Source organism: Microbacterium sp. MM2322 (genome assembly GCF_964186585.1).
In the GTDB taxonomy this organism is placed as follows: domain Bacteria; phylum Actinomycetota; class Actinomycetes; order Actinomycetales; family Microbacteriaceae; genus Microbacterium.
The window spans coordinates 1,689,359-1,708,106 of record NZ_OZ075067.1 but is presented as its reverse complement, the minus strand read 5'-3'; the positions used below and the strand labels follow the sequence as shown (position 1 = coordinate 1,708,106).

The 18,748-nt window shown below is 65.9% G+C and carries 20 protein-coding genes and 1 tRNA gene; 16 read left to right on the top strand and 5 right to left on the bottom strand.

Features of this window, described 5'->3' with window-relative positions; genetic code table 11:
* Position 1: 1 nt before the first annotated feature.
* The gene (locus tag ABQ271_RS08425; protein ID WP_349308331.1) at positions 2-2,353 is read right to left on the bottom strand and encodes an ATP-dependent DNA ligase; all 2,352 of its coding nucleotides are present in this window, start codon (positions 2,351-2,353) and stop codon (positions 2-4) included.
* Between the two features lie 61 nt (positions 2,354-2,414).
* Between ABQ271_RS08425 and ABQ271_RS08420 the strand changes: the two genes are divergently transcribed.
* Positions 2,415-3,317, top strand: a complete 903-nt coding sequence (locus ABQ271_RS08420; RefSeq protein WP_349308330.1) for a Ku protein — start codon at positions 2,415-2,417, stop codon at positions 3,315-3,317.
* On the opposite strand, the gene ABQ271_RS08415 is transcribed toward ABQ271_RS08420, so the two are convergent.
* Together ABQ271_RS08415 and ABQ271_RS08410 are read right to left on the bottom strand one after the other, a co-directional pair.
* On the bottom strand, positions 3,318-4,097 hold the full coding sequence (locus ABQ271_RS08415) for a VTT domain-containing protein (protein ID WP_349308329.1): 780 nt from the start codon (positions 4,095-4,097) through the stop codon (positions 3,318-3,320).
* A gap of 73 nt (positions 4,098-4,170) precedes the next feature.
* Positions 4,171-4,252 (bottom strand) — tRNA-Leu (locus ABQ271_RS08410).
* A 74-nt stretch (positions 4,253-4,326) separates the two neighbouring features.
* Between ABQ271_RS08410 and ABQ271_RS08405 the strand changes: the two genes are divergently transcribed.
* The 7 genes from ABQ271_RS08405 (at position 4,327) to ABQ271_RS08375 (ending at position 10,008) form a co-directional block, all read left to right on the top strand.
* Positions 4,327-4,935 (top strand): hypothetical protein, encoded by a 609-nt coding sequence (locus ABQ271_RS08405; protein WP_349308328.1) that lies wholly within the window; start codon positions 4,327-4,329, stop codon positions 4,933-4,935.
* A gap of 66 nt (positions 4,936-5,001) precedes the next feature.
* Positions 5,002-6,165 (top strand): ATPase, T2SS/T4P/T4SS family, encoded by a 1,164-nt coding sequence (locus tag ABQ271_RS08400; RefSeq protein ID WP_349308327.1) that lies wholly within the window; start codon positions 5,002-5,004, stop codon positions 6,163-6,165.
* Positions 6,162-7,022, top strand: coding sequence for a type II secretion system F family protein (locus ABQ271_RS08395; protein ID WP_349308326.1), 861 nt, complete (start codon positions 6,162-6,164; stop codon positions 7,020-7,022). Before ABQ271_RS08400 ends, ABQ271_RS08395 begins: the two co-directional genes overlap by 4 nt.
* Positions 7,019-7,870, top strand: coding sequence for a type II secretion system F family protein (locus ABQ271_RS08390; RefSeq protein ID WP_349308325.1), 852 nt, complete (start codon positions 7,019-7,021; stop codon positions 7,868-7,870). Before ABQ271_RS08395 ends, ABQ271_RS08390 begins: the two co-directional genes overlap by 4 nt.
* Positions 7,871-8,038: 168 nt before the next feature.
* Entirely contained in the window at positions 8,039-8,743 is a 705-nt protein-coding gene (locus ABQ271_RS08385) for a hypothetical protein (RefSeq protein ID WP_349308324.1), read from the top strand.
* Between the two features lie 65 nt (positions 8,744-8,808).
* Positions 8,809-9,321 carry a helix-turn-helix domain-containing protein gene (locus ABQ271_RS08380; protein ID WP_349308323.1) on the top strand — a complete coding sequence of 171 codons (513 nt, stop codon included), beginning with the start codon at positions 8,809-8,811 and terminating at the stop codon, positions 9,319-9,321.
* A gap of 132 nt (positions 9,322-9,453) precedes the next feature.
* Entirely contained in the window at positions 9,454-10,008 is a 555-nt protein-coding gene (locus ABQ271_RS08375) for a hypothetical protein (protein WP_349308322.1), read from the top strand.
* Between the two features lie 291 nt (positions 10,009-10,299).
* Here ABQ271_RS08375 and ABQ271_RS08370 read toward each other — a convergent pair whose 3' ends face one another.
* Together ABQ271_RS08370 and ABQ271_RS08365 are read right to left on the bottom strand one after the other, a co-directional pair.
* On the bottom strand, positions 10,300-11,145 hold the full coding sequence (locus ABQ271_RS08370; protein WP_349308321.1) for an AbiJ-NTD4 domain-containing protein: 846 nt from the start codon (positions 11,143-11,145) through the stop codon (positions 10,300-10,302).
* 15 nt (positions 11,146-11,160) lie between these two features.
* The gene (locus tag ABQ271_RS08365) at positions 11,161-11,538 is read right to left on the bottom strand and encodes a hypothetical protein (RefSeq protein WP_349308320.1); all 378 of its coding nucleotides are present in this window, start codon (positions 11,536-11,538) and stop codon (positions 11,161-11,163) included.
* A 101-nt stretch (positions 11,539-11,639) separates the two neighbouring features.
* Here ABQ271_RS08365 and ABQ271_RS08360 point away from each other — a divergent pair, with 101 nt between their 5' ends.
* From ABQ271_RS08360 to ABQ271_RS08325, 8 genes are all read left to right on the top strand, one after another.
* Positions 11,640-12,167, top strand: coding sequence for a hypothetical protein (locus ABQ271_RS08360; RefSeq protein ID WP_349308319.1), 528 nt, complete (start codon positions 11,640-11,642; stop codon positions 12,165-12,167).
* 37 nt (positions 12,168-12,204) lie between these two features.
* Positions 12,205-13,044 (top strand): hypothetical protein, encoded by an 840-nt coding sequence (locus ABQ271_RS08355; RefSeq protein WP_349308318.1) that lies wholly within the window; start codon positions 12,205-12,207, stop codon positions 13,042-13,044.
* A 344-nt stretch (positions 13,045-13,388) separates the two neighbouring features.
* On the top strand, positions 13,389-13,511 hold the full coding sequence (locus tag ABQ271_RS08350; protein ID WP_268920861.1) for a hypothetical protein: 123 nt from the start codon (positions 13,389-13,391) through the stop codon (positions 13,509-13,511).
* Between the two features lie 169 nt (positions 13,512-13,680).
* Positions 13,681-15,726, top strand: coding sequence for an AAA family ATPase (locus ABQ271_RS08345; protein ID WP_349308317.1), 2,046 nt, complete (start codon positions 13,681-13,683; stop codon positions 15,724-15,726).
* A 242-nt stretch (positions 15,727-15,968) separates the two neighbouring features.
* Complete coding sequence (locus ABQ271_RS08340) at positions 15,969-16,286, top strand: hypothetical protein (protein ID WP_349308316.1); 318 nt, start codon at positions 15,969-15,971, stop codon at positions 16,284-16,286.
* A 52-nt stretch (positions 16,287-16,338) separates the two neighbouring features.
* On the top strand, positions 16,339-16,665 hold the full coding sequence (locus tag ABQ271_RS08335) for a hypothetical protein (protein ID WP_349308315.1): 327 nt from the start codon (positions 16,339-16,341) through the stop codon (positions 16,663-16,665).
* Positions 16,666-16,689: 24 nt separating this feature from the next.
* Entirely contained in the window at positions 16,690-17,703 is a 1,014-nt protein-coding gene (locus ABQ271_RS08330; protein WP_349308314.1) for a DUF4062 domain-containing protein, read from the top strand.
* The gene (locus ABQ271_RS08325) at positions 17,700-17,876 is read left to right on the top strand and encodes a hypothetical protein (RefSeq protein ID WP_349308313.1); all 177 of its coding nucleotides are present in this window, start codon (positions 17,700-17,702) and stop codon (positions 17,874-17,876) included. The genes ABQ271_RS08330 and ABQ271_RS08325 overlap by 4 nt, the downstream gene beginning before the upstream one ends.
* Positions 17,877-18,748: the final 872 nt, after the last annotated feature.

The window sequence follows — 18,748 nt, the reverse complement described above, 5'->3', positions numbered from 1 at the left end:
GTCAGTCGCCCGGGTGGACGTCGTCCGGTGCAGTATCGGGCCGGAGCCCACGCCAGCGCGCGTGCCGGAGGGTCCCGTTCGGCGTCGCCTCGGCGTACTCGACTTCCCCCACCACCTCCGGGCGTACCCACAGCGCATCGGATACCTCGACGCGACCGATGTCGATGAACGGGCTCTCGTCGGTGCGGAGCGGGCGGAGTGCAGCATCCAACCGCGCGAGAGTCGCGTCGCTGAAACCGGAGCCGACGCGGCCGACGTAGTGCAGCCCGTCGTCCGTCGGGATCCCCATCAGCAGAGATCCGATGGAGCCGCTTCGGCCGCCCTTGCCGGGACGGATGCCGCCGATCACCACCTCCTGCATCAGGGTGAGCTTGACCTTCAGCCACTGTTCGCTGCGTTCACCGCGGCGATACGGCGACGACGGGTCCTTTACGACCAGCCCTTCCAGCCCCAGCGCCTCCGCCGTGGCGAGGGCATCCTCGACGTCGGTCGCGACGGGTGGGAGGACGATGGCGTCGATCGTGTCGGTGGCGATCCGCTCGAGGAGCTCACGTCGCTGGGCGAGGGGCAGCGGGGCGGCATCCTTCCCGTCGACCTCGAGCACATCGAACAGCAGATACTGCACCGGGATGCGGGCGGCCTCCCGCTCGATCTCGGCAGGCTTCGTCAAGTGCATGCGATGTTGCAGGAGCGGGAAGCTCGGACGGTTCCGCTTGTCGAGGGCGACGATCTCACCGTCGATGACGCAGGGCGCGGTGCCGAGGCCCGGATCCGCGGTCAGCTCGGGGTAGCGCGCGGTGATGTCGGTGCCGCTTCGCGCGCGGAGCGTCAGCTGCTTCCCGTCCCAGATGCCGAGGGCGCGGACTCCGTCCCACTTGAACTCCGCCCACGGACCCCAGCGTTTCGCCGCGAGCTGAGCGAGGGCAGGGGTCGAGTTCGTCGCGAGCATGGGCGCGGGCGCCGGAGGTCGCGCCGGGGGCGTTTTCGGAGGCGCGGCATCCGTCTTCATCCGGTGCAGCAGCCACTGCGACTTCTCGCCCTGACCGCTCGTGCGGATGAGAGCGAGCCGCACCGAGCCGAGCGGGCCGTCGTCACGTCCGGTCGCGGTGAAGATCACCTCGCCGTCGCGCCACTTCTCGAGCTCGAACGTCCCCGTGTCCCAGATCGACATCGAGCCGGCGCCGTACTCGCCGGCGGGGATGTCGCCGGCGAAATCGAGGTACTCCAGCGGATGCGGTTCGGTCATGACCGCGAGGTGGTTCGTCGACGGCGATTCCGGGATGCCGCGGGGCACCGCCCAGCTGACGAGAACGCCGTCACGCTCGAGGCGCAGGTCGTAATGCAGGCGCCGCGCGTGATGTTCCTGGATCACGAACCGGGAGGCGCCGTCGGCGGCAGCGACTGCGGGGGAGTCCGGCACCGGTTCGGGCGTCTTCGCTGCGGACCGTTTGGCGATGTAGGAGCGCAGCGGACCGGCATCCGTGGGTGCGAGGGGGGCGAAGAGGTCGCCCTCGGCGGCCACTCGAGCGAGGACCTCGTCGAAGAGCAGGTGACGGAGATCGGGATCGGCGAGTTCTGCCCACGTCCGGGGCGCGGCGACCGTCGGCCGCTCGCGCCCGCGCAGCGAGTACGGCGCGATCGTCGTCTTCTTGCCGTTGTTCTGACTCCAGTCGAGGAAGACCTTCCCGGGCCTCGCGGCTTTCGACATCTGGCTGACGACCAGATCGGGGTGGTCGGCTTCGAGGGCGCGGGCGAGCTCTTTCGTGAACGCGCTGATCTCCTCGCTCGTGCGTGAACCATCGAGCGGGGCATAGAGGTGGATGCCCTTGCTGCCGCTCGTGACCGGCAGCGGATCCATGCCCAGATCCGTCAGGATCGCGCGAGCCCAGCGGGCGACCTCCGCGCATTCGGCGAGACCTGCGCCGGGGCCTGGATCGAGATCGAGGACGAGTCGGTCCGGATTGCTCCGCGCACCGTCGGGATCGAACCTCCACTGCGGCACGTGCAGCTCGATCGATGCGACCTGGGCGAGGTACACGAGCGTGGGGACCCCGTCGACGAGCGGATAGTCCTTCGCGCCCGTGGAATGCTCGATCGGACGCCGCGCCACCCACGACGGCGCTCCCGCCTCGAGGTGCTTCGCGAAGAAGGAGCCCTCGCCGGTGCCGTCGGGCCAGCGGATGCGGGTGACCGGGCGACCGTCGAGATGCGGCAGCATCGCGGGTGCGATGCGCGTCAGATAGTCGATGACCTCGCCCTTGGTCGTCCCCGTCTCGGGGTACATGACCTTGTCGAGGTTCGTCAGCCGAAGACGACGTCCGGCGATGCGGACCTCCTGCGGTGCGGCTGGCATGGGGCCAGAGTAGTGCGCAAGCCCTGTCGGATCCGGCTCCCACGGGTGTGTACTGGGTGCCATGAGAGCGATCTGGAAAGGCGCATTGACCTTCGGCCTCGTCAACGTGCCCGTCAAGGTGTACTCCGCCACGGAGGACCACGACGTGTCCCTGCACCAGGTGCACGCGGCTGATGGCGGTCGCATCCGCTACCAGCGCATCTGCGAGATCGACGGCGAGGTCGTGCCGTACGCCGACATCGACAAGGCGTACGACGACGGTGAGCGGACCGTGGTGCTCACCTCCGACGACTTCGCGGCGCTGCCGAGCGAGCGCAGCCGCGAGATCGAGGTCGTCGAATTCGTGCCGACCGAGCAGATCGACCTCCTGACGCTCGACAAGGCGTACTACCTCGAGCCCGACTCGAAGAGCCCGAAGGCCTACGTCCTGCTCCGTCAGACGCTGGAGCAGACCGATCGCACCGCGATCGTCCGGTTCGCGCTGCGGCAGAAGACGCGGCTGGCGGCGCTCCGCGTGCGCGGCGACGTCCTCGTCCTGCAGACGCTCCTCTGGGCCGACGAGGTGCGCGAGGCGTCGTTCCCCGTGCTCGATGAGCCCGTGAAGATCTCGAGCAAGGAGATGGAGCTCTCGGCATCCCTCGTCGACAGCTTCTCCAGCGACTTCGACCCGAGCGAGTTCGCCGACGAGTACCAGCAGGAACTGCGCACCCTCATCGATGCGAAGCTCGAGAAGGGCGACGCATTCGATACGGCCGAGACCTTCGGTGAGAAGTCGGATGCCGCCGGTGGCGAGGTCATCGACCTGATGGAGGCCCTGCGAGCCAGCGTCGAGAAGAGCCGTGCCGCACGGTCCGCGGCGGATTCACCTGCGAAGAAGGACGCCGACGCCGACGCCGACACGGAGTCGGCGCCGGCGAAGAAGAAGCCTGCGAAGAAAGAACCTGCGAAGAAGAAGGCGTCCTGATCAGACGCGCGGAGTATCCCCTCGGGGGTGGTCCGGGTTCTCGTCGAACGCTTCGGGTTCGAGCACGAGATCCTGAGCCTCGTTCGCGTCGGTGACGCCGTCGGGGCCTGCTGCCATCTCACGCTTGACCTTGCGCTTCTCAGCGAAGTAGTGCCAGACGATGAAGACGAGGGTGCCCGCTACCGCGACGAGCAGGATGACGTCGATGTACGACGCGACGAACTCGCCGACGCCCGGGATGAGGCTGACGAGGTAGCCGATCACGGTGAGGCCGAAGCCCCAGATGACGGCGCCGATCAGGTTGTAGAGCGAGTACCTGTGCCACGCCATCTTGCCGACGCCCGCAGCAACCGGGGCGAAGGTGCGCACGATCGGGACGAATCGAGCGAGGATGACCGTCACCCCGCCGTAGCGCTCGAAGAAGGCGTTGGTGCGCTCGACGTTGCTGCGACTGAAGAGACCGGATTCCTTGCGTTCGAAGACTGCGGGACCGCCCTTTCTGCCGATCAGGTAGCCCACTTCGCCGCCGAGGAAGGCGGAAAGGCCGATGAGCAGCCCCACGATCCAGACGTTGACACCGAAGACGCCGTTGGGTGCGTGCGTGACGGGGTTGGACAGCAGCCCCGCCATGATCAGAAGCGTGTCACCCGGGAGGAGGAAGCCGACGAGCAGTCCCGTCTCGGCGAAGATGATGAAACAGACCACGACGAGCGCCCACGGACCGGCGGCGTTGATGATGGTCTCGGGATCCAGCCAGGGGATCAGAGCGAAGGGGTGCACAGAGGTCCTTCAGATCGCGGCGGTGAACCCGCCGACGGAATGGGCGCAAGGTGTGAGGCACGGCGGTGCCTCGTGCGGAAGGGGGGACTTGAACCCCCACGCCCGAAGGCACAGGAACCTAAATCCTGCGTGTCTGCCGATTTCACCACTCCCGCTGGTGGGTTCAGTCTAGGGCGAGCGGTGGGAGACACCTGGGAAGGATGATCGCAAAATCGGTAACCTCTCTGTCGTGACGACGCCTCGATCCCTTCCGGCTGTGATCCCGTTCCTCGCACTGAGCGTTCTCCTGGCGGGGTGCTCCGCCGCCGCACCGCTCACGCCGCCCGCATCGGAGGAGGGTGGCGCGTCGGCGGGTCCGCCCGCTGCGCAGAGCGGTGGCGAGAACGCGGAAGCGCGGGGGTTCCCGAACATCTCGAGCTGCGATCAGGTCGCCGCGGTCGTGGGCGACTACATCGACGGACTGCCGCTCGACAAGGAGAACTCCTACATCCAGCCCGACGCGATCGGATGCGTCTGGTCGACGCCCGCGGACGCCGTCGGTGCGCTGACGGACATCCAGAGCTTCTCGGTGGACATCACCGAGGATTCGGGAGATGTGCCCGACCCGGAGGCGGCTGCCGAGTTCGGCATGGACATGTACTTCACCGATCCCCGGCTCGATGCCGTGGGTGGCGTCGGACTGTGGATGGACGCGGATTCAGCGGTCGTCGGCGGCGGGACGGGCTCCGTGATCGTGCCGGGCGTCGACGTCGCGCTCACCGATTCGCGCTGGGGGCAGGAGGGGCGACTCACGAAGGACAGCCTCGTCGACGTCGCGCTCACGCTTCTCGAACTCTGAGTCACCGTCGGCGCGGTGTGGATAACTCCCGCACCGTCCTCGCTCGCCTTGCGAGGATCCCAGGCCATGAGCATCGCGTCCCCCGCCACGTCGACCCGCGGTCTCGCTGCGGTCGCCGAGCGGGTGCGCGAGCGTCTGCGGACGGAGGAAGTCGACCCGGCGCGTGATCCCGAACGGGCGTCGTTCATCGCCCGGGCCGAGGTGCGCCGCCACAACGACTTCGCCCTCGCGCGGGGAGTCGACGTCATCGAGGACGAGGCGGCATCCGTCCGCGACATCCTCTCGACGGTCGCGGGGTACGGTCCGCTGCAGGCGCTCCTCGACGATCCCGATGTCGAGGAGATCTGGATCAACGCACCCGACAGGGTCTACGTGGCACGCGAGGGACGGAGCGAGCGCGCGCCGATCGTCCTGTCCGACACCGCCGTCCGCGACCTCGTCGAGCGGATGCTGCACGCGACCGGCCGTCGTGTGGATCTGAGCCAGCCGTTCGTCGACGCCTCGCTGCCCGACGGATCCCGCCTTCACGTCGTGATCCCGGACATCACCCGTCGGCACTGGGCGGTGAACATCAGGAAGTTCCTGACGCGGTTCCGCACCCTCGACGATCTGGTGGCCGCCGGCTCGGTCCGCCCCGAGGCGGCAGCGATTCTCCGGGCGGCGATGCGGGACGGCACGAGCGTCATCGTGTCGGGAGCGACGCATGCCGGGAAGACGACGCTCCTCGGCGCGCTCATCGCGGCGGCTCCCGCCGACCATCGCGTCGTCACGGTCGAGGAGACGTTCGAGCTGAACGCGCAGGCGCCGGACCTCGTCGCCCTCCAGGGTCGCCAGCCGAGCCTCGAGGGCACCGGCGAGGTGTCGCTGCGCCGGCTCGTCAAAGAGGCACTCCGCATGCGTCCTGATCGCCTCGTCGTAGGAGAGGTCCGCGACGCCGAAGCCCTCGACCTCCTGCTCGCGCTCAACACGGGAGTCCCGGGTGCGGCCACTATTCACGCGAACTCCGCGACCGACGCGCTGCGAAAGCTCGGCTCGCTTCCGCTGCTCGCCGGGCGCAACATCGATCGAGACTTCCTGCTCCCCGCGATCGCCGCATCGGTCGGTCTCGTCGTCCACTGCCGTCGGGATGCCGCGGGTCGCCGTGCCGTCGTCGAGATCATCGCTCCCACCGGGCGGGTCATCGACGGCGTCGTCGAGACCCGTCCTGTGTTCGGGGGTGACGTCGCATGACGACGGTCCTCGGTGTCACGCTGGCTGCCGGCATCCTGCTCACCCTGGCTCCGTGGCTCTGGCCACCGCGACCTCGGCGCATCGAGGCGACGCGCAGCGATGGAGCCGCTGCGCGCCTGTTGCAGAGTGCCGGATTCAGCCACGCGACGACGGGGCACCTCGCCTCGGTGAGCCTCGCGGCCGCCGCCCTCGCGGGCGCCATCATCTGGCTCATCACTGCGCTCCCGGCTTTCGCCGCTGTCGCGGCCATCGCCGGATTCTTCGCACCGGCGGGATGGCTCCGGGGGCGCGCGCGACGACTGCAGAAGAGCCGGCGCCAGCTGTGGCCCGATGTCTGCGACCTTCTCGTCGCCTCCGTTCGTTCGGGGATGTCGCTCCCGGACGCGGTTTCGGCGCTCGGGGAAGTGGGGCCACCCTCACTGCGTCCTGCCTTCGCTGCGTTCTCGTCGGACGTCTCTGCATCCGGGCATTTCGACTCGAGTGCGCTGCGTCTCAAAGCGCGCCTCGCCGATCCCGTGGCCGACCGGATCCTCGAGGCACTGCGGATGGCGCGCCAGGTGGGTGGGACCGAGCTGACCAGCGTCCTTCGCGCCCTGTCCGCGTCGGTGCGTGCCGAGGCGGCCCTCCGGGCCGAAATCGAAGCCAGGCAGTCCTGGATCCGTGGGGCGGCGGTCCTCGGCGTGGTGGCGCCGTGGGTGATTCTCGGGCTGCTCGCCCTCCGTCCGGAGGGTGCTACGGCCTACAGCAGCGCAGAGGGCGTCGCGGTCATCCTCATCGGCGCCGCGGTGTCGGTGGTGGCCTTCCGGCTGATGGTCGGCATCGGACGCCTTCCGGAACCCCGGCGGTGGTTCGCATGAGCGGCCTGACCGAACTGGCATTGGCGATCGTCCTCGGTGGTGCTTTCGCCGCGGGACTCGTCCTCGTGTCCACGCGTATCCCACGCCTCGCGGCGCCGACGCTGTCCCGCCGCATCGCCCCGTACCTTCGTGACGTCGCGGATCCGCGGGGGCTCACACCACTGGCATCCGTCTCCGGAGACTGGCGTGCCCGCCGAGACCGCCTCATCGCCTCGCTCGGTGGGGCGGCACGCATCGAGCATCGGCTTCGTCAGGCCGGATGGACTCAGGATGCCGCTTCATTCCGCGCACGCCAGCTCACCTGGGTCGTGGTGGGCGCCCTTCTCGGCGGCATCGTGCTGGTTGTTCTCGCCCTCGCCGGGCGACTCACACCCGGCGCGGCCCTTCTCCCACCGGTGACGGCTCTCTCCGCGGCCGCCGTGCTCGACGTCCGCCTCACCTCCGCGGCTCGGCGCCGTCGGGCTCGCGTCGAAGAAGAGCTGCCGACGCTCCTCGAGTTCCTGTCCCTGTGCCTGGCCGCGGGGGAGGGCCTCCGCGACGCCCTCCGGCGCGTGGGCGAGATCGGCACGGGCGAGCTCACCGTCGAGATCCGACGTGCTGTGCTCGACAGCGGAACCGGCTCGAACCTCTCGGATGCGCTCCTCGACCTCGGACGGCGCCTCGATGTGCCGGCGTTGTCCCGTGCGCTCGAGCACCTCGTCGCGGCGATCGATCGCGGCGCCCCCCTTGCGGGCGTCTTGCAGGCCCAGGCCGGCGACGCGCGCGAGGACGCCAAGCGTTCACTCATCGAGCAGGCAGGGAAGAAGGAGATCGCGATGCTCCTCCCTGCTCGGTTGGGTTGCATCTGACGCCGTTCCGGCATTCCCGAAGTTCCCGTTCAACATCCCCGTCGGGGTGGCCGCTTAGCGCGGCCCCACAAACCCCCGGCGGCGAACGATCGTCGGGTCACCCAGGGCCAAACCCACCCAGGACGCGAGTCCGATCGGGGCGCGGCCCATCCGGAATTGGAGATTCCAATGGCAATCAACACGGCACCCTACGTGGAGGCATTCCGACGCTTCCGCTCGTCCCTCGCGCAGGCGGTGGACTTCACGGACCCGAACTTCACTAACAGCGCGATCACGCGGGAGCGGTTCAACCGCGTGATGCAGGCGCGCGCGGGACTGGTGGACCTGATCCCCGCGGCTTCGCAAGCCGACCCCGACACCGGCGTCGCCCGTGTGATCGACGCACTCGCGCCGAAGAACGCGGACGACGTGGCCCTCCAGGAGGCCGAGGCGCGCAAGGTGCAGATCCTGCTGGGCGCGGGTCGCTCCCTCGAAGTACTGATCAAGGAGGCCAGCCCTCTGCGGCTGGCCGCCATCGCGCAGTGGATCGAGGTATCGCCCGAGGCGCTCGGGTCGGCCGACCCGGCGGGTGTGATCGCGGAGGTCCGAGAGTTGGTGTTCCAGCAGCTGGTCGACGCGGGCGTCCCCGAAGCTGTGCTCGAGCGGGACGTGACCCTCGACGCGGCGGTCGTGGCGGCGTGGCGCGACGTGCTCACCGAGGCTCTGGAAGGAGCGGCGTCGCTGGGTGCGCTGTCCCGTCTGGCGCGGCTCGACCAGCGGGGGTACGCGGCGCTCGGCCTGGATGAGTCGGTCCAGCGGGACATCGAGCTGGACTTCCAGGTCGGACGCCTGGACTCCCTCCACCTGCGCCACGACGCGGTGCGGGTGCGCTGAACTGACCGCGGCGGGCGGTGGGGGAGCGATCCCCCCTGCCCGCCCCAACAGAGTGGAGTGGCTTGATGCCTAGTCCTGCAAACAAGACAGCGCCGGAGACCGAAGCGCGGATCGTCGACCTCGTGCGGTCCGGCGCGACTCGGAGCGCCGTGGCGCGTGAGGTCGGGGTGAACCCGTCGACGGTCTCGCGCGTTGTCCGTGAAACCGAAGGTCTGGAGTTCGCCCGGATCGGGGCGGGTTCGTCCGGCACTCCGGAGGCGGCAGCGAAGGCCCGCGGATACCGGTCGGAGTACATGCGCACCCGGCGCGAGCAGATCGCGGACAAGCTTCTGGACGCGGCCGAGCGCTCGGCTGACCGGGCGAAGACAGAGGAGGATCCTCGGCGGCTGGCATCGCTGATGCAGGCGGCGGATGCGTCCATGCGGGCGTACTCCAACGTGACCAAGCCGGATGCGATCACGACGGAGCAGGAGGCGATGCGTGGTGCGCTTTCGATATTTGAGAAGTTCAGCGTCAACGCGGAGGTCCTGACCGGGTCCGTCCTGCCGCCGGTGCGCCCGGGGCTGATCCAGGAATAGCCTTCAGCGCCTCGTCCGCAAACGAGAAACCCCCGGACCCCACTCTCAGGGATCCGGGGGTCTCTCGTGTTCAGGACGGTACCGCGGAGCGTCAACGCGAGCCATTCGCGAGGATGCTCATATCCTGAGCTGGTGTTCAGACGACAGCAGTCAGACCCGAGCGTGGATTACCTGCCGATGCGGGTGTCCCTTCTCAGCGCGGAGTTGGACAACACGCGAGACGCGGCCCTCGAACGCACCCGTCTGCTGAATACGAAAGCGTCGTTCGTAGTTGTGGCGGCTGGTGTCATTGGCAGCGCGAGCTCGGTCGGCGTCTTGCAGTCGGATTCCAGCCTGATTTGGCTCTTACCTTTCGGGCTTACATTCCTGACCGTTCTCGCGTCGACTATCACCTTGTGGCCCCGAAGTCTGACGGTCGCAGGTGGGCGCGAGATGGTGGAAACGTGGCGGGTCAGTGAGCTCACCGGGGAAGAGCTGGAAGATCACCTTCTCGAAGTAAAGGCGCGGGAGGTCGAGAGTCGCGACGCGCAATACAAGGTCGGCGCTCGGTGGACCCGGGTGGCATTCGTCTTGCTTCTTGCGAGTCTGATCTCAGTCGTCGTCGTGGCGTCCGTTGAAGCGTTCCCGGCGGCGGATTCGTCGGGGGACGTCGCGCCGACGTCCATAATCAGCCCGCTCCCTGAATAGACTCCCGACATGGTGTCCAAGCCCCCCGAGAAGCCCAAACCCGCATCGACCCCTAAGCCGAGGCCGAGCAGTTCCAAGCCCAACGTCGACCGTGTGATGCTTCATTTCGCCCATTCCGATCAGCCGGAAAACAAGGAGGACTGATTGTGGCGTCGAAGAAGAAGCCAGCGCCCAAGCCGCAACCTACTAAACCCAACGTTGAAAAGGTCCTTCGGCGAGTTACTGAGCAGAAGACCGCCAAGCCAAGAGAAGACTCGACATTCCGCGAGTGACGTCGACGAGCGCGCGAAATTAAAGCAACCCGACCTTGTTCCCCTCGACCACTAGGTAGGAGACGAACGCGGAGCAGGTGACGAGCATGTATTTCGCGAGCGCCTGGTCCGCGTTGGCGGCTTCGACGCCCGCATGACGAATGCCGTCCGCGTCCGACGTCCAACCGTACATCTGAGACCACGCGCCCTTCAGAGCTGGGTGAATGGTCAGGCCAGCAGCCTCAAGCTTCTTGAGCCCGGCGCCGAGGGTTCCCTCGGCGGTGATCTTCTTGACGATCGCTTCAACTGCGGAGATGGACTCTTTGATGGAGTTCGGGTAGTCAGGCGTGGTCCGATCGGCGAGGAGCTCGACCGCCCGATCAAGTGAGTGGCGGGCACCGGCGACAACCTCAGAGTCGGAGAGTGCGCTTGTAATCGCTTCAGCTTCTGCGTTCGAGTCGACCGGTGTGATCTCCTGTCCGATGAGTCGATAACCAACGAGGTTCGCCTGGAATAGGTCGTTAAGCGCGCGCGAGAGTGCTTTTCGCAGCGGCCCGGATTCTGACGTCTCGTGCCGCTCCCAGTGCTTGAGCAAGCACTCGAGCAGATCGAAAACTTCGTTCCATTCCTCCTCATAGATTGCGGCCTTGATGTGGCGCCAAGTCGTCGCAGTGGAAGGCTTCTCGTCCCGGTTCTTCTTGAAGTGCCAGATCCAGACAGCTTCCGTAACCTGTCTCTCAGTGGCGTCCCTGTACATTCCGTCGAACTCTCCCGGCAGGACCGCGAGAAGATTCCACAACTCCCGACGGGTGTCCTCGTCGAGGCCTTCCCGCTGGATGAGCGTTCGGACCTCCTTGTATCCGTGGCGCTCGGAGAAGGAAGGCATGCCGTCAGGCTAGTGTCACGGCCGGACAGTCACGCTCTGACGCGCGGACCCGCCGTTTCTCACCGCGTCCTCGCTAGGGCGCGTATCCGGATCCGGGTCTACTGCGTCCAACCAAACCCACGTCGTCATCGCGCTGCCATCCACGTAGAACCGTATGCCCACGGCTTTGGGAGTCCACCGACACGCCCACGCCTTCACCCGGACCGCCTCCGTGAAGAAGTGCACCCAAGCCAGGACCGGTTTGGGCTCGGGGTCGACCGTCAGTGGTTGTCGTTCCAGGCCGATCTCGCGAGCACTCAGGGTCTGCAGTCCGCCCTTCTCGGCGAGCCGCGCCAGGTGCTTCTCTTCGCCCACCCGGTCGAAGTGAGCCGAGTACCGCTTGTTGATGCCCACCGGACGATTGTCGAACATTACTTCGATTCGGGCAACGTGGGTGTGTCGTGCCCCAGTGTCGTTGCCATTCGCTAGCGTCATGAGAAACCTAAGGGGGAGCTATGACCGATCCGACCACCGAACCTGACGCGAGCACACCTGCGGTGAAGTGGGACCCTGCGTCCGACGTTGACGGATACGCCTGGGAGGACGTCCGAAGCAGGGACCCCTACCTTGATTTCATGCTGGACCGGTACTTCGACGTAGCCGATCAAGCCCGTGGCGCGCTCGGGCTCACCTTGATGGTGGGTGGGGCAGTTGTAAGCGGAATTGCGATCAGCCGCGCAGAGTGGATTGAACGGACTCTCACAGACTTCCAGCCGAGCAACTCGGCGGTGGTGGAGGAGTACCTGCGCCCGATCTGGTCGCACTTGCACGATCACACTGTCGAGGAGAGTAATCGGCGTGATGAGGCGGATTTGCCGACGCGCGCCCGTCGCTTCATACATCTGCGAGAAGTGCGGATCCTAAACGGGGCCACGATGAACGTTTCCACGTGGCGAGGTGATCTCGCGTCGGTGGATGCGTGGTCGCTGGGATCCTGGAATCCACCTGGCGTGCTGACCACGGACGGAGACTCCGACTCGTGAACGATTCGTCTCCAACTTGCCGTTGGTGTCCCGGCTCATGACGGATCCCATGATCATCGCGGGCGGAATCGCTTCTGCCCCGATCGTGCTCGAGACCACGAAGCGACTCTTGGGCCCGACGCTGGACTTGCTCGGTGACGGGATCAAGAACGGCCTCGCCAACCGGAAGAGCAACATCAGCAAGGTCGCCGCGCGCGCCGACACGAAGGCAGATACCTCCGAGCCGGGCGCGATTCCCCCCAGAGTTGCCGCCGAGGTGTTCGATAAGGCGCAGTGGGCCGAGGACGAGTTCGTGACTGAGTACCTGAGTGGCATGCTCGCCTCCGCCAGGACGCCGGCCGGAACGGACGACAGTGCCGTGTCATGGACTGCCCTGGTGGGTCGCATGTCGGCTGATCAACTTCGGCTCCATTACGCGTTGTACACGGCTTTGCGCGCCAAGGTCGCGGGCAAGAAGTTTGACAACATCAGCGAATGGGAGAGCAAGGAGGTGTTCGTCGGCTATTCAGACTTGCGCCTGATCGCCCTCGGGTGGGATCAGGAGTTCTTCGTGGAGCGGCTCGTTGAAGCTGCAGTTGGCCTGGCACGTGAAGGACTGATAACTCAACTCGGGCACGGGTCAAGCGACTTTCTTGCCCGGGTGTGGTCCCCGACTCGCAAGAAGGCTCTCCCAGATGGTCAGTTCGGTTTCTTGGTGTTCACCCCCACTTCGGCGGGGTCCGTGCTGTTTCTTCGTGCGCACGGGTACCGCGCCCACTCGGGGGTCCTAGCCGAGGCCGAGCTGGATGTGTCCTACTCGGGCGACCCTCAGGACGCTCCGGGGGCCATAAACAGCTACTGGGTTGAGGATCTCCCGCCGTTCAACCCGCCTGGCTGATTCGCCCGGCTCCCCTCGGCGGCGACGACACGCCGGGGGAGGCCCCAGTAATTGACAGGGGGGGCCTTGCACTGTAAAGTGCGACCCGCAACTTAAGAGCGACGCTCGATCTGGAAGCTCTCCGGGGCCCAGGGCGAGAGCAGGGGAGTGGTACACAATGCCCCTGCCGGTGAGCTAACCCTACTGACGCACACCGTATCCCAATGAGGGTGGAAGACCCGCTGACAATCAGCGGGAGGATGAGGTATCGACCTCAAGCATCCCCTCCCCATCGCCTCACAGCGGTGGGTCGGATACGGGGTGCGTTTTGTCGTTCTTGGCACCCCCTCCGTTAGGAGGATGCGGTGGCCACTTCACCCACCACGCACCTGGAATCCCGGGCACTGCCCGCTGAGGACTTCCGCCGACTGCTGACACTGTTGTTCGGCCCGTCGCCCGTCGCCTCATCCGAGGAGCAGGCAGAGTGACGGCCTCGCTCGAGCGTCGTATCCGGCGCAAGCAATTCGCTGGGCACGTCGGGTTCCTCGCCCGCTACTACCTGTGGCCCTTGAATGACCCCCGGACGTGGCTACTCGGGTTGATGATTTCCGGCGCCTCCAATTCGGTCGCGGCTCTACTCGCGGCGGTGGTGCGCTGATGGTGAAGCTGTCCGCGGAAGCCCTCGAAGCGATGGTGACCGATTCGCCCAACGCTTCCTTGACACATGCCCTGTACTGGGCGGAGCGGGGGTGGCCGGTCTTCCCACTTGCTCCGAATGACAAACTCCCCCTGTTCCCAAACCCCCACCGGAACGCGAAGGGCCCCGACGGCAAGCCCATCCAGTGTGAGGGCCAGTGCGGTCTGCTGGGCCACGGCGTCAAGGACGCGACCCGTGACCCCGAGAAGATCCGGCGTATGTTCGCGGGTCGTCCGGACGCCAACGTAGGCGGCGCGACCACCGGCCGCATCGTCATCGACGTCGACTATCAGCACGACGGCACCAGGGTCGAATCGCTACCCACCACCCGCGTGCACCTCAGCGGTCGCGGGAACGGCAACGAGCACCTCATCTACCTCATGGGCGGAGCCGTCGGGCAGACGCTCACGCAGGGCAAGCTCGCCCAGGGCGTGGACCTGAAGGCAGGGCCGAACGCCTACGTCGTGCTCCCCGGATCCACCCACCCCGAGACCGGCCGCCCTTACACCGTGGCCGACGACGGCGTTGAGGAGCACCCGCTCACCGACGATGAGGTCGCGGCGGTCTGGGCCGAGTACGGTGCACCGCTGCCGGGGTCGCGGCGGGCGCAGGCACCCGCGTCGGGGTCTCCATCGCCTTCCCGTGACCTTCTCGCCCCCGGTGGGCCCAGGGAGTCGTCGAAGGTTCTCAACGCTCTCCGGAACCCGCCCGAGCGCGGGAAGGGCGTCACCAACGACTGGCTCGCGACGGTGGCCGGCCATTACGCCCGCCTGCACCGAGAGAACCGCGAGTTCTACGAGGTTGAGGTCGGGCGAGCCATCGCGATGGTTGACCCGGACTACGAGGACGCGAACAAGACCATCGAGTCCATCTGGAACACGGAGCACTCGAAGGAAGGGGACCACGCCTTTGCGGTCGCCCAGCGGGTCCAAGCGAAGCTCGTCGAGCACGATGCGAAAGCCGCGTTCGGTCGGGCGTTGGCAGAACTCGACCCGGCCCCGCCGTTCGACCTCGGCACCCTCGAGGACGTGCTCGCCCGGCCCGAACAGGAGCAGTACCGCATCAAGGGTCTGATGCTGGCGGACGGGTTCACTTCGATCGTCGCCCAGCGGAAGACCGGCAAAACCACCTTCAACCTGAACATGGCCGACGCGATGCTCACCGGCCGGGACTTCCTCGGTCGGTTCCCGGTGGTACCCGTCGACGGCAATATCGCGATCCTCAACTACGAGGTGAGCGGGCACCAGCTGGGGTTATGGGCCGACAAGGTGGGTGTGGACCGGAAGCGTCTCATCCTCGTGAACCTCCGTGGTCGCCGGAACCCTCTCAGTCACGAGCAGGACCGCGCGGAGCTGGCCGCGCGGCTTCGCGCCTACGACGTCGAGTCCATGTTCGTCGACCCTTTCAGCCGTGCGTTCTACGGGGAGAGTCAGCAGGACAACACGCAGGTGCAGGCGTTCCTGAACGACCTGGACGTGTTTGCCCGCTCTGAGGTGGGCGCTCGTGACGTGGTCCTGAATGTCCACGCGGGGTGGAACGGCAACAGGTCTCGCGGGGCCTCAGCGCTGGAGGACCACCCCGATTCGATCGTCTGGCTCCGCAAGAGCGACGAAGACACCGAGAACGGCCCGCGGTACCTGTCGGCGCTCGGCCGCGATGTCGACGTCGACGAAGACCAGCTGGCATTCGACCCATCGACACAGCGACTATCCCTCACCGGGTTCGGATCAAGACTGCAAGCCAGGCGCGAGCAGAAGACCACCGCCCTCGAAGGGCCGATCCTCGGCGTGATCCGACAGGACCCGGGCCTGAACACATCCGCCATCGAAAAGCGCCTACGCGAACTGCAAGTGCGTTTCCAGAAGGGCGACGTGAACCAGGCGCTGAACCAGATGGCGCAGACCGGCAGCGTGCGGCGTGAGAGGGGCCAGTTCGGGGCGGTTCTGAACTACCCGGCGGGGCAGACCCTCGGCATCGCGAACGGGGGTGTCAGAAATGACTTCTGAAGCAATGTCCCCCGAAGGTACCCCGCGCCAGGTGCCCCCGATGTACCCCGGGGCTCTCTACCGCGTCGTTCCGCGGTTCCCCCAATATCCCCCGGGGTACCCCAACGGTTGCCCCGCCAATGTCCCCCGGGGTCCTTATGGACCCGGGGGCACGGGGTACCCCGAGGGGACACCGGCAGGAGACCACCCAACAAACACCCTTCCTACGGTTCGCCGACCTTTCACGCGTGAGGAGAACGCTGATGACTGACCCGATCTCGGCGGCAGACGCCGCTCAGGTTCGACGGATGACGCCCCGCATTCGGCGCCTTCTCGCGGACTGGCCGGAGGGCATGGGGCGGGCGGCGTTGCGTCGTCGGCTGAGCAGCCGGGAGAAGCACCTGTATGACGCGGCGCTCGAGCTTCTGATCGCCGTGGGTGACGTGGTGGCTGTCCCTTACCCGGCGGGCGGCACGCGGTACATCCTCGCCCGGAACGACCGCAACACGCAGCAGGGACGACCGTCCCCCCTGGAAACCAGCTGGAAACCCGAATGCTCGATAACCATCAACGAGCGATGATGTCACGACAGTTGCTGGCATCTACCGACAAAGACGCATGAAGGAGACAAGGATGAATGGCTACGACAACACCTACGACAGCTACGCAGAGCAATTCACGAGCGACATCGCCGATGCAAAGCGCGCACCGGAAATCGCTGCCTGGCTTCGATCAGGCCCGCTGGGCCTCAATGAGCTACTCGATTTACGACGCGACCGGCTGATCACAGACGGGTATCCACAAGATCGAGTCGATGCGCGGGCCGCCCAGTCGATCTTCCATGACCTCGGTCGGATAGCTGGACTCGGAGGTCCGGTGCAGTTCGACGGGTCGCGGTTTGGCTTGGACGAGGCTCGCCGAGCATTCATCGACGCGTGGGCCCGCGACCACGGCCTCTGACCCACTCCGATCGCATCCGACGGAATGGGCGTCGCACAACAGATGTCGATCTGTCTGGAGCAGAACCCGAATGCCCTGGCGGAAACTCCTCATCACCGGATCCCGCTTATCGATAGTCTTCGTTTCGTGCCTGGGGATCGTCGCGAGCAAGTCTTCGTCAGTTCTACCTACCTTGACTTGCGGGAGGAGCGTCAGTCGGTTATTCAAGCCCTGCTAATCGCTGGATGCATCCCGGCGGGCATGGAGCTGTTCCCGGCTGGCAATGACGAGAAGTGGCGACTGATCCAGCGAGTCATCAACGAGTGCGACTACTACGTTCTCGTGATCGGTGGTAAGTACGGTTCGCTGGATCCGACAACCGAACTGAGCTACACGGAGATGGAGTTCGATTACGCGGAATCCATAGGCAAACCGATCATGGCGTTCCTCCACGGAGAGCCGGGGAAGCTGAGCGGAGAGCAGATCGAGCTCGATGCTGAGCGGCGGGAGAAGCTCGACGCGTTCCGTGCGAAGGTCGAGGCCGCACGGGTGGTGAAGTATTGGAATACTTCTGCCGAGCTACCAGGCCACGTTGCGCTCGCCCTGATGGAGACCCGCGAACATTACCCAGCGGAGGGGTGGGTCCGGGCCAGCCAAGCGATGACGCCCGAACAGAAGACGGAGATCGCTGAGCTTCGCGCTCGCGTAGCTGAGCTTGCCCAAGAAGCTGAGGCAAAGGATAAACGAGCTGCGATCGCGGGGGATCTGGCGCAAGGTGACGACTTGTACTCGTTCAAATTCGTCGTCACCGGATTCCGGTTGGAGGATCTCGACCCTGACGGCGACCCGCGGTGGGATGCCGACCAGTACAACTGGACGATCTCGGTTCCCACATCGTGGAACAAGATTTTGCAGCTGGTGGGTCCGACACTGCTCCACGAGTCGAGCGAGCCGGAGCTCAGCAAAGTGCTAGAAGCGCACGCACGTCGACTTTGGCGCGAGAACACTGATGGTATCCGACCTCAATATTTCGTAAGCAGTCTCAGCCTGCGACTTTGACAAACGAGGTCGTCGCTGACGTGATCGTTCAACTCTTCGCGATCGGGGTGATCGAGCGCGGCGTGAAGAAGCGAACAGTGAGCGACAAGGGCAAGTACTGGGCACTCACTGAGCTTGGACAGGATCAGATGATGAAGCTGCGTGCCATCCGCAGAAGCGCTGCTGAGGGATAGGGGTCGGGCTATTCCCCGCAGCATTCAGTCACGGTGACCGATTGCTATCACCCTGTCCTAGCCAGAGTGTGTGTCACTCAGTTCTCGCTCGAAGCAGTTTGCGGATGCGGCGAGGAACTTGAGGTTGCGCCACTTGCTCCCATTTTCGACGGAGCGCGGAGAAGTCTGGGTCATCATCGACCGGGGAGGTGCGCCGGTCGAGCCAGAGGATGGCTGTGGACGCGTCGATGTCGCCTCGCCTCCACGCGGTGAGTATCCGATTCGTGTCCAGAGCGGTGACTTGGAATCTACCTGCGTGTTCGAGTATCGCCCGCCCGTTCCTGCGCAAGCGACCCCACTCCAATATGCGCGACCGAAGCGACTGGGCAACTGCGGCGTCGTGCCCCCTGCAAACAAGCTCCAGTGTGCTTGTGAGCATGAGCAACTCACTCAAACGTGGCTGCACCAGCAGACGACTCGTCGAGCCTTCAATCACCTGGTGTCTCGACCACCAGTGATGCTTCACGATGTGGCTCCCGGGCTCAGCATTCAGCGACTGGGCGATTGCGGCTATCGATTCACTTATCTTGACGACGTGTTCGTCCACTCGGTCTTGGTAGCGTCTAGCCCAATCGCGGCGAGTTAGAAGCCACGAGAATATGAACGCGGCCGTTGCGCCGACGAGCGTGGCCACCAACGTCAGCCAGAATTCGGGCCACGTACCGCTTTCGATCACCTCGCTCAGGCTTTCGATGGCGCAGACAGTGGGACCGTCTGAACAATTCGCGTTCGAGCCCCGCACTGCCGATTCAGCCACCCATATGAGCACACGCAGAGCGTAGCGACTCGTGGCGTTCCTGCGCCGCGCGCCTCCCCGGAGTTGCCCTCGCTGC